10 protein-coding genes are annotated in these 10,198 nt (G+C 72.5%); 1 reads left to right on the top strand and 9 read right to left on the bottom strand.

The window, feature by feature from the left end; genetic code table 11:
- The 3 genes from VFN12_RS17230 to VFN12_RS17220 form a co-directional block, all read right to left on the bottom strand.
- On the bottom strand, positions 1–1,296 hold a 1,296-nt coding region (locus VFN12_RS17230; RefSeq protein WP_325120020.1), incomplete at its 3' end, for an MBL fold metallo-hydrolase.
- 184 nt (positions 1,297–1,480) lie between these two features.
- Positions 1,481–3,280, bottom strand: a complete 1,800-nt coding sequence (locus tag VFN12_RS17225; RefSeq protein WP_325120019.1) for an ABC transporter ATP-binding protein — start codon at positions 3,278–3,280, stop codon at positions 1,481–1,483.
- 5 nt (positions 3,281–3,285) lie between these two features.
- Entirely contained in the window at positions 3,286–5,091 is a 1,806-nt protein-coding gene (locus VFN12_RS17220; RefSeq protein ID WP_325120017.1) for an ABC transporter ATP-binding protein, read from the bottom strand.
- Positions 5,092–5,215: 124 nt separating this feature from the next.
- On the opposite strand from VFN12_RS17220, the gene VFN12_RS17215 reads away from it, so the two are divergent.
- A complete protein-coding gene (locus VFN12_RS17215) occupies positions 5,216–5,851 on the top strand; it encodes a TIGR03085 family metal-binding protein (RefSeq protein ID WP_325120016.1) in 636 nt (211 codons plus the stop codon).
- 60 nt (positions 5,852–5,911) lie between these two features.
- Here the strand turns inward: VFN12_RS17215 and hisF are convergent, their stop codons facing one another.
- The 6 genes from hisF to VFN12_RS17185 all read right to left on the bottom strand — a co-directional run.
- The gene (gene hisF / locus VFN12_RS17210) at positions 5,912–6,673 is read right to left on the bottom strand and encodes an imidazole glycerol phosphate synthase subunit HisF (protein ID WP_325120015.1); all 762 of its coding nucleotides are present in this window, start codon (positions 6,671–6,673) and stop codon (positions 5,912–5,914) included.
- Positions 6,670–7,404: a bifunctional 1-(5-phosphoribosyl)-5-((5-phosphoribosylamino)methylideneamino)imidazole-4-carboxamide isomerase/phosphoribosylanthranilate isomerase PriA gene (gene priA / locus VFN12_RS17205; protein WP_325120022.1), complete on the bottom strand. Its 735-nt coding sequence runs from the start codon at positions 7,402–7,404 to the stop codon at positions 6,670–6,672. The genes hisF and priA overlap by 4 nt, the downstream gene beginning before the upstream one ends.
- A gap of 13 nt (positions 7,405–7,417) precedes the next feature.
- Positions 7,418–8,050, bottom strand: a complete 633-nt coding sequence (hisH, locus tag VFN12_RS17200) for an imidazole glycerol phosphate synthase subunit HisH (protein ID WP_325120014.1) — start codon at positions 8,048–8,050, stop codon at positions 7,418–7,420.
- A 1-nt stretch (position 8,051) separates the two neighbouring features.
- Positions 8,052–8,666 carry an imidazoleglycerol-phosphate dehydratase HisB gene (gene hisB, locus VFN12_RS17195; RefSeq protein ID WP_414690062.1) on the bottom strand — a complete coding sequence of 205 codons (615 nt, stop codon included), beginning with the start codon at positions 8,664–8,666 and terminating at the stop codon, positions 8,052–8,054.
- The gene (locus VFN12_RS17190; protein ID WP_325120013.1) at positions 8,663–9,784 is read right to left on the bottom strand and encodes a histidinol-phosphate transaminase; all 1,122 of its coding nucleotides are present in this window, start codon (positions 9,782–9,784) and stop codon (positions 8,663–8,665) included. The genes hisB and VFN12_RS17190 overlap by 4 nt, the downstream gene beginning before the upstream one ends.
- Positions 9,785–9,786: 2 nt before the next feature.
- The coding region (locus VFN12_RS17185; protein WP_325120012.1) for a histidinol dehydrogenase at positions 9,787–10,198 on the bottom strand (412 nt) is incomplete at its 5' end.

Genomic DNA, 10,198 nt, shown 5'->3' with positions numbered 1-10,198 from the left:
CGAGCTGCGCTGGCGGAAGACCCGGCCGAAGAACCGGACCGCCGACTGGTGCACCACCACCCGCGCGCCGAGCGCGACGTAGGGCCGCATGCCGCCCGAGTGGTCGGAGTGGTGGTGCGTCGTGATCACGTGGGTGATGGGCTGGCCGGGGAACCGGCGGCGGACGAAGGCGATCACGGCCTCGGCACGGAGGTCGTGCAACGCACCCTCGACGACGACGATCCCGCTGGCGCGTCGCACCACGAGCGAGTTGTTGGAGACCCCGCCGAGCAGGATGACCCCGGGCGCGACCCGCTGCGGGTTGATCGCGGTCTGGCCGCCGTCCTTGATGAAGCCGAGGTTGGCGAAGGACATGACCCACTCCGAGGTGCGGCGGCCGACCGACGTCAGCCGGGCACCGAACCGTGGGGCCTGGACAGAGGCCGGGATCCGGAACGCCGCGTCTCGCAGCCTCGGGTTGGCGACGACCTGCCCGGCAGGGCGCTGCTCGCGGTGGAGCCGCTGTCCGTCCGAGCTGAGCGAGACCGTGCGTGGGAACACCAGCCCCGCCCCGGCACGGCTCCAGCGTGCGTAGCGCACCTCGACCCTGACGTCGCGGCGCAGGTAGTCGTGCTGCGTGGTCCGAAGCCGGGCGATCCGTCCGGTCCTCGCGTTCAGGAACAGGCGCACAGGCGCGACGGCGTCGCGCAGCACGAGGACCCGGAAGGTCCGCCCGCCCACGACGGCACTACCACCGTCACGGGCCAGCCGGGGGTTGTTCAGGGCCCTCTGGAGCAGCACGTGCGGGTTGAGCAGGGAGAGCTCCTCGCGGATCGCAGCGCCCCGGTCCGCGGTCATCGGCTTCGAGGTGGGCGAGGAGAAGTTCGCGTCCACGCCTCGGATGAAGCCACGGTCGCCGGAGATGACCTCGTGGACCGGACGGTCCGCCCCGACGGAGGTGCGCACGACGTCCACTCGCACCCGGTTGGGAGTACGCCGGTTCGCGACGACGTACCGGACCCGCTCGTCGAACGTGGCGCTCAGCTTGGCCCGGTCGCCCGGACGGACCCCCTCGTCGTAGATCCAGCGGCTGCCGGTGGCGTGGTAGCGGAAGGAGCGGAGGCCGCGCAGCGCGGCGGGTCCGCCGACCCCACGGACCGCGAGGCGCAGCGCCGCGTCCCCCGCTCTGGCCTGTGCCTGCGGTGGCGCCGACGAGGCGTTGCCAGCCGTCGTCGTGGCCGGCAGCAGGCCGGCGAGGCTCACGGTCAGGGCGAGCGCTCCTGCCGTGGCGGTGGTGTTGAGTCCCGGGCGCTTCATGGCAGCTCCTGACGATCTGGGCCCGAGCGCACACGCGTCACGCTCGGCCCCACCCCGGGCTGTCCGCTCCACCGAACCATGCGAGTGGTTGAGAGGTAAATGACCCGGGCGGGTGGTATCGACCAGTGACGATCCGCTGCCGGCCCACCGCGCCGGTCTTCCGTGCCGGACTATCCGTGCCGGACTATCCGTGTTGGGCGATCCAGGAGGCGTGCAGGCCGGCGTACACGCTGCCCTGCTGCTGCACCAGCTCGGCGTGCGGCCCGCGCTGGACCACCCGGCCCCGGTCCACGACCACGACCTCGTCGGCGTTCTCGGCGGTGGAAAGGCGGTGGGCGATGGTGACCGAGGTCCGGCCGCTCATCAGGCGCTGGAGGGCGCGCCCGATCCTCATCTCCAGGGCCGGGTCGACCGCGCTGGTGGCCTCGTCGAGGACGAGCAGGTCGGGATCGGCGAGGTGGGCACGCAGCAGCGCGACCAGCTGTCGCTCCCCCGCCGACAGCGACTCCCCGCGCTGACCGACCCTCGTGTCGAGCCCCCTGGGGAGGCCGTCCAGCCAGTCGCCGAGTCCGAGCTCCTCGGCGCTGGCGAGGATGGCGTCCTCCCCCGCGTCGAGCCGCCCGTAGCGGACGTTCGCCGCGAGCGTGTCGTCGAAGAGGAACCCCTCCTGGGGAACCAGCACGACGCTGCGCCGCAGCGACTCGCCGGCGATCCGGCGTACGTCGACGCCGTCGAGCAGCACCGCACCCTCGTCCGGGTCCATCAGCCGGGTCAGCAGCTTGGCGAAGGTCGACTTTCCCGACCCGGTCTCGCCCACGATCGCCACGCGTGAGCCGGAGGCGATGGACAGGTCCACGTCCCTCAGGACCGGAGGCCCGCCCGGGTAGGCGAACGTGACGTGGTCGAAGCGGACGTCGATCGGCCCGCGTGGCAGGACCTCGCCCTCGGGACCGGGGTCGACCAGGTCGGCGGGGGTCTCGAGGATGCCGATGACCCGCCGCCAGCTGGCAATGGCGTTCTGGGCATCGGTCAGGATCTGGGTGCCCATCTGAACCGGTCCGACGAACAGCGTCACGAGGAACGCGAACGCGAGGATCCGGCCGGGGGTCATGTCGCCGGTGAAGCCGAGGAGCACGCCGACGATCAGGACGCAGGCGTTGGCCAGGCCCGCAGAGATGCCGCCCAGCGAGAACGAGACGACCGTGAACTGCTGGGCACGGATGGACGCGCCCTTGAAGTCGTCGATGGCGGTGTCGATGCGGTGCTGGGTGCGGTCCTCGACGGAGTAGGAGCGGACCACGGCCGCACCGACCACGGGCTCGGAGATGGCGCCGAGCAGGACGCCGACCTGGTGCCGGACGATGCCGTAGGCCTCGGACAGCTTGCGCTGGAAGTAGCGGATCGACAAGAACAGCGGCGCGAAGCTGACCCACACGACCAGCGCCAGCTGCCAGCTGTAGATCACCATGATCACGGTCGCCACCAGCATCTGGCCGATGCTGACGATGAACAGCAGGCCGCCGAAGACCAGGAACTGGCTGACCTGGTCGACGTCGCTGGTCACCCGCGAGACCAGGGCTCCGCGCCGTTCGGTGTTCTGGGTGAGCAGCGGCAGGTCGTGGACGTGGCGGAACGCCTTGATCCGCAGCGTTGCCAGTCCGCGTTCGGAGGAGGTGAACAGCCGCTTCGTCATGAGGTACGACGCCGCGCTGGTGATCCCGATCGCCAGCGCCGCGAGGACCCCCATCCAGGCGACGTAGCTGACGTCGGGGCCACCGAGCCCGTTGAGCCCCCGGTCGAGGGTCTGCTGCACCGCGATCGGGACGACCACCTGGCCGCACGAGGCGATCACGGCGAGGAACAGCGTGAACCCGAAGCCCTCGCGCAGCTCGGGCGAGATCCGCACGCCACGACGGATCGTGTCCATCGCCTTGATGTCGTCGCCGGTGTCCATGGTGGTGCCGGTGGGGCGGTCGGTGGTCACGGCGGTCATCGGACCTCCACCCCGCCCGGCTCGTGGGCGGCCTGCTCGTAGGCGTTGACCAGGTGGGCGTAGGCGGGACTGCTCTCGAGCAGCTCGGCGTGGGTGCCCCGGGCGGCGATCCGGCCGTCCTCGAGGTGGACGACCTCGTCGGCCAGGGCGATGGTCGCCTTGCGGTAGGCGACCACGACCAGGGTCGCGCCGGTCCCGCCGGCTCGCAGGGCCTGCAGGATCCGGGCCTCGACCTCCGGGTCGACGGCCGACGTGGCGTCGTCGAGGATCAGCAGGCGCGGGCGTCGCACGAGGGCGCGCGCGAGGCTGATCCGCTGGCGCTGCCCGCCGGACAGCGAGGTGCCGCGCTCGCCGAGGCGGGTGTCGAGACCCTGGCCGAGGGCGGCGACGAAGCCGTCGGCCTGGGCGGCGCGCAGGGCGGCCCACACCTCCTCGTCGGAGACGTCGGCCCCGAGCGTGACGTTGTCGCGCACGGTGTCGTCGAAGAGGAACGCCGTCTGCGGCACCAGCGAGACCGACCCGGCGAGCGCGCCCTTGCGGAGGTCGCGCAGGTCGGACCCGTCGACCAGGATCCGGCCGGAGTCGGGATCGACGAGCCGCGTGAGCAGGCTGGTGAGGGTGCTCTTGCCGGAGGCGGTCGCCCCGACGAGGGCGACGGTGCGGCCGGGCTCGACCACGAACGAGACGCCGTCGAGGAGAGGCGCCTCGCCGTCGTACGCGTAGTGGAGGTCGTCCACCTCGACCCGGGCGCCGTCGGCGGAGGTGGCGACGAGGGTTGCGTCTCCGTGCTCCATCGCGCCGGTGGCGTGCAGCACCGAGCGGGTCCTCCGGAAGCCCACCACGGAGCGCGGGAACTCGCCGAGCAACCAGCCGATCGCGCGGATCGGGAAGGAGACGATGGTCAGCAGGTAGGCGATGGTGACGACGTCGCCGGCGTCGGTCTGTCCGGCCAGCACGCGGGAGGTGCCGACCGCCAGGACCACGAGGACCCCGACGTTGGGCAGCGAGGCGAGGGTGGGGTCGAAGGCGGCGCGGATGGCGCCCGCACGGGTGTTGACGTCGCGCAGCTCGTGGGCGCGGGCGCGGAACCGCTCGGTCTCCTCGCCCTCGCGGCCCAGGGTCTTGACCACCATCGCACCGTCGAAGGACTCGTGCGCGATCTCGCTGACCTCGGCGCGCAGGCCCTGTGCGCGGGTCATCAGCGGCGAGGCGAGCCGCTGGTAGGCGAGGTTCGCGACCACGACGGCCGGGAACACCAGCAGCCCGACCAGGGCCAGCACCACGTCGGCGAACAGCATCTGCACCACGGCGATGGCCATCATCACCACGGTTCCGAGCGCCATCGGCAGCGGCGCGATCGGGCCCCAGGCCGCCTCGACGTCGGAGTAGGCGTTGGAGAGGAGCTGGCCCGTCGGGTGGCGCTGGTGCCACTCCATGGGCAGGGAGAGGTACTGCCGGGTGACGGCCCGGCGGGTGTGGGCCTGCATCCGGAACTGCATGACGCCGGCACCGAGGCGCCGGGCCACGATGCCGACCGCCCTCAGGATCGCGACCCCGAGGAACAGCCCGAGCACGGCCCAGAGCAGGCCCGGGGCGATCTCGCCCTCCTCGAAGGCGGGGATCAGCACGTGGTCGGTGGACCAGCCGAGCACCCAGGCGTCAGCGACGGTCAGCAGGGCGAACAGCACGCTGCCGACGGTGGACAGGACGAAGATGGCGGGTTCGCGGCGGATCGCGTGGCCGAGTACGGCGAAGCCCTCGCGCGTGGTCGCTCCGCGCAGCTCCGCCTGCTCCTCCGCCACGTGCTGCCCGTCCCCCTCCGCGTCCAAGGCGCCACGGCCGTCCCGCCGTCGCGTCTGTGAGGGTATGCCACCTGCCCAACCCCTTACCACTCGACGGTTCGCCTGCGCCGTACCCTCGGCAACCATGACTTCCGACCTGCTGGCCCGGCGCGAACGCAACGCCCTGTGCGACCTCGCCCTCGTCCTCGGCGAGGACGCGCCCACGCTGTCGGGCGACTGGACCGCCAAGGACCTGGTCACCCACCTGGTGCTGCGCGAGCACAGCCCCCTCGGAGCGCCCGGGCTGCTGATCCCGCCGCTGTCGCGGCTCACCGAGCTGGAGATGGCACGGATCGGGAAGAAGGACTTCACGGTCCTGGTCGAGCGGGCCCGCCGGCACGGGCTGACCCCCTCGGCCATCCGGCCGGTCGACAAGGCGGTGAACACGCTCGAGTACTTCGTGCACCACGAGGACCTGCGCCGGGCCCAGCCCGGGTGGACGCCGAGGGTCCTCGACCGCGCCGACGAGTCCGCTCTCTGGTCCGCCATCCGGGTCTTCGGTCGCGGACTGGTCCGGCGGGCCGGCGTACCCGTGAAGATCCGGCGTACCGACACCGGCGCGCAGGCGACGCTGCGGCGCGGGGCGGATGCTGCCGTGCTGGCCGGCATGCCGTCGGAGATCGTGATGTTCCTCTACGGGCGCCACGAGCACCGCGGGCTGGAGTTCCACGGCCCCGACGAGCACATCGCCGCCCTGCACGACGCCGGCCTCGGCCTCTGACCCGCCCGAAACTGACGCGAAAAGCGCTGACCCGCCCGAAAGTTTCGGGCGGGTCAGCGCTCAGCGCACGGGGTGGCCGGAGGCCGAGAGGGTCTGCTTGACGTCGGCGATCCGCAGGGTGCCGAAGTGGAAGACGGTGGCCGCCAGGACGGCGTCCGCGCCGGCGTCGACCGCGGGCGGGAAGTGGTCGGTGCGACCCGCTCCGCCAGAGGCGATGACCGGGATCGTCACCTCGGCGCGGACGGCGCGGATCAGCTCGAGGTCGAAGCCGTCCTCGGTGCCGTCGGCGTCCATGCCGTTGAGCAGGATCTCGCCCGCTCCCAGCTCCGCGCCGCGTACCGCCCACCCGATCGCGTCGAGGCCGGCGGACTTGCGGCCGCCGTGGGTGGTCACCTCGAAGCCGGAGTCGGTGCCCCCGGCGCGGCGCGCGTCGACGGACAGCACCAGCACCTGGCTGCCGAACCGGTCGGCGATCTCGGCCACCAGCTCGGGCCGGGCGATGGCCGCGGTGTTGACCGCGACCTTGTCGGCGCCCGCCCGCAGCAGCCGGTCGACGTCCTCGACCGACGACACTCCCCCACCGACCGTCAGCGGGATGAACACCTCCTCGGCGGTCCGGGCGACGATCTCGAGGGTGGTGGCGCGGCCCTCGTGGGAGGCCGAGATGTCGAGGAAGGTGAGCTCGTCCGCGCCCTCGGCGTCATAGGTCCGGGCCAGCTCGACCGGGTCGCCGGCGTCGCGGAGGTCGGTGAAGTTGATGCCCTTGACCACCCGGCCGGCATCCACGTCGAGGCACGGGATGACGCGCACGGCGAGGCTCACGCCGGCTCCCGTCTCGTCAGCTCGAGCGCCTCCTGGAGGGTGAACCGGCCCTCGTAGAGAGCGGTCCCGATGATCGCTCCCTCGACACCGTCCGGAACGAGGCCCTGCAGCACCTCCAGGTCCGCGAGCTCGGTGATTCCGCCCGAGGCCACGACCGGCCGGTCGGTGGCGGCGCAGACGTTGCGCAGCAGGTCGACGTTCGGTCCCTGCAGCATGCCGTCCTTGTTGACGTCGGTCACGACGTAGCGGGCACAGCCCTCGGAGTCGAGCCGGGCCAGGACCTCGTAGAGGTCGCCGCCGTCGCGGGTCCAGCCCCGGGCCGCCAGCGTCCGGCCGCGTACGTCGAGCCCGATGGCGACCCGGTCGCCGTACCCGGCGATGGCGGAGGCGCACCACTCCGGCTGCTCGAGGGCGGCGGTGCCGATGTTGACCCGCCGGCACCCGCTCGCCATCGCGGCGGCCAGGGACTCGTCGTCGCGGATCCCGCCGCTCATCTCGACGGCGATGTCGAGCGTGCCCACGATCTCGGCCTGCAGCTCGCGGTTGTGGCCGCGACCGAACGCCGCGTCGAGGTCGACGAGGTGGATCCACTCCGCACCCGCCTCCTGCCAGCGCAGCGCGGCCGCGACGGGGTCGCCGAAGCGCTTCTCGGAGCCGGCCACCCCCTGGACCAGCTGGACGGCCTGTCCGTCGGCGATGTCGACGGCCGGGAGGAGCTCGAGTCGGGTCATGGTCACTTCCGGATCAGAGGGTCTGGACCCAGTTGCGCAGCAGCTGGGCCCCGGCGTCGCCGGACTTCTCGGGGTGGAATTGGGTGGCGCAGAGAGGACCGTTCTCCACCGCGGAGACGAAGCGGTCGCCCCCGTGCTCGGTCCAGGTCACCAGCGGGGCCCGGGTGCGGTTGTTGGTCTGCAGCGTCCAGTCCCGGACGGCGTAGGAGTGGACGAAGTAGAAGCGCTCCCCCGCGATGCCGTCGAAGAGGGTGCTGCCCCCCGGTGCGGAGACGGTGTTCCAGCCCATGTGGGGCACCACCGGCGCCTGCAGCCGCTCGACCACGCCGGGCCACTCGTCGCAACCCTCCGTCTCGACGCCGTGCTCGACGCCGCGCTCGAAGAGCACCTGCATGCCGACGCAGATCCCCAGCACCGGTCGGCCACCGGCCAGCCGGCGCCCGATCGTGCGGTGGCCGCGGACGGCGGTCAGCCCGGTCATGCAGGCGGCGAAGGCCCCGACGCCCGGGACGACCAGGCCGTCTGCCGCCTCGGCGGCCGTGTGGTCGGCGGTGAGCTCGACCTGCGCCCCGGCGCGCTCCAGCGCGCGGACGGCGGACCTGAGGTTCCCCGACCCGTAGTCGAGGACGACGACTGTCGACGACACGCTACGAGAGGGTGCCCTTGGTGGAGGGCACGCCGGGCTCGCGCGGGTCGATCGCGATCGCGTCGCGCAGGGCTCGGGCGAACGCCTTGAACTGTGCCTCGACCACGTGGTGGGGGTCGCGGCCGGACAGGACCCGGACGTGCAGGGCGATCTGGGCGTGGAAGGCCAGCGTCTCGAAGACGTGCCGGGTCAACGAGCCCGCGTAGTCGCCGCCGATGACGACGTACTCCTGCCCCTCGGGCTCGCCGACGTGGACGCAGTACGGGCGGCCGGAAACGTCGACGACGGCCTGCACGAGGGCCTCGTCGAGCGGCACGGTGGCGTCACCGAACCGGCGGATCCCGTGCTTGTCGCCCAGCGCCTCGCGCAGCGCCTCGCCGAGCACGATCGCGGTGTCCTCGACCGTGTGGTGGGCGTCGATCTGGGTGTCGCCGTCGGTGTCGACCGTGAGGTCGAGCAGCGCGTGCCGGGCGAAGGACTGCAGCATGTGGTCGTAGAACCCGACGCCGGTGGACACCTGGGCCTTGCCGGTGCCGTCGAGGTCGACCTCGACGTGGACCCGCGACTCCTTGGTGGTGCGGTCGATCGTCGCCGTGCGGCTCACGGTGTCACTCATCGTGCCTCCTCCAGCACCTCGGTGAGTGCCTTCCTGAATGCTCCCATCTCCGCGGGCGTCCCGATGGAGACCCGCAGCCATCCCTCGGGACCGGTCTCGCGGATCAGCACCCCGCGGTCCAGCAGAGCCTGCCAGACGCCGTGCCGGTCGGCGAAGCTCCCGAACAGCACGTAGTTGGCGTCGCTGTCGGCGACGGTCAGCCCCTGGGCCCGCAGCCAGTCGACGCAGGCGTCCCGTTCGGCGCGCAGGTCGGCGACCCGGCCGAGCAGCTCGGAGGAGTGCCGGAGAGCCGCGAGCGCGACAGTCTGGGTGACGGCGGACAGGTGGTAGGGCAGCCGGACGAGCCGCAGCGCGTCGCAGATCTCCGGAGCGGCCGCGAGGTAGCCGAGCCTGGCGCCCGCGAGCGCGAAGGCCTTGCTCATGGTGCGGGTGACGACGAGGTTGCGGTGCCGCGGCAGGAGCTCCAGCGCGCTCGGGGTGCCGTCGCGACGGAACTCGCCGTACGCCTCGTCGACCACGACCAGCCCGTCCCCGACGGCCCCGCACAGAGTGGAGACCGCCTCCGGTGGCAGCGCGGTCCCGGTGGGGTTGTTGGGCGACGGCAGGAGGACGACGGTCGGCCGGTGCTGCTGCACGAGGGCCCGGGCGCGGTCGAGGTCGAGGGAGAAGTCCTCCTCGCGGTGGCCGACCACCCATCGGGTGTTGGTCACCCGGGCGTACTCCGGATACATCGAGTACGTCGGCGCGAACCCGACCGCCGTCCGTCCCGGACCGGCGAACGCCTGCAGCAGCTGCAGCATCACCTCGTTGGACCCGTTGGCCGCCCACACCTGCTCGGGACGCAGGCCGGGGCTGCCGTCGGCCGCGAGGTAGTCGGCCAGCGCGGCGCGCAGCTCGGTGAGCTCGCGGTCGGGGTACCGGTTGAGGTGGGCGGCCGTCTCGGCCACCGCCGCCGCCACGTCCGCGACGACCTCGGCGGAGGGCGGGTAGGGATTCTCGTTGACGTTGAGCTGCACCGGCACGTCGAGCTGGGGGGCGCCGTAGGGCTCGATGCCGCGCAGCTCCTCACGCAGCGGGGGCCATCCTGACGGCTCCCCCGCGAGCTCGCTCGCGTTCATGCTCAGCCCTCGAGGCGCGCGCGCACGGCGGCGCCGTGCGCGGGCAGGTCCTCGGCCTCGGCCAGGTCGACGACCTGGTCGGCGACCTCGTCCAGCGCCTCGCGGGTGTAGTCGACGACGTGCACCGCGCGCTGGAAGGTCCGCACCGACAGCCCCGACGAGTGGCATGCGCAACCCCCGGTCGGGAGCACGTGGTTGGAGCCCGCGCAGTAGTCGCCCAGCGAGACCGGGGTGAACGGCCCGACGAAGACGGCTCCGGCGTTGCGGACCCGCCCCGCGACTGCGGCGGCGTCGTCGGTGTGGATCTCGAGGTGCTCGGCGGCGTAGCCGTTGACGACGTCGAGGCCCTGCTCGAGGTCGTCGACGAGCACGATCCCGGACTGCTGCCCGGACAGCGAGGTCCGGATCCGCTCC

Origin of the sequence: Nocardioides sp., from assembly GCF_035703625.1 — a bacterium.
Lineage (GTDB): Bacteria > Actinomycetota > Actinomycetes > Propionibacteriales > Nocardioidaceae > Nocardioides.
The sequence above is the reverse complement of the archived record's forward strand: the minus strand, read 5'-3'. Positions and strand labels throughout refer to the sequence as shown.

Bases quoted from the DNA above. Each gene is read 5' to 3' on its own strand.
- VFN12_RS17215 (WP_325120016.1), top strand. From the start codon at position 5,216: ATGACTTCCGACCTGCTGGCCCGGCGCGAACGCAACGCCCTGTGCGAC.
- VFN12_RS17190 (WP_325120013.1), bottom strand. From the start codon at position 9,784: ATGAACGCGAGCGAGCTCGCGGGGGAGCCGTCAGGATGGCCCCCGCTG.
- hisB (WP_414690062.1), bottom strand. From the start codon at position 8,666: ATGAGTGACACCGTGAGCCGCACGGCGACGATCGACCGCACCACCAAG.
- priA (WP_325120022.1), bottom strand. From the start codon at position 7,404: ATGACCCGACTCGAGCTCCTCCCGGCCGTCGACATCGCCGACGGACAG.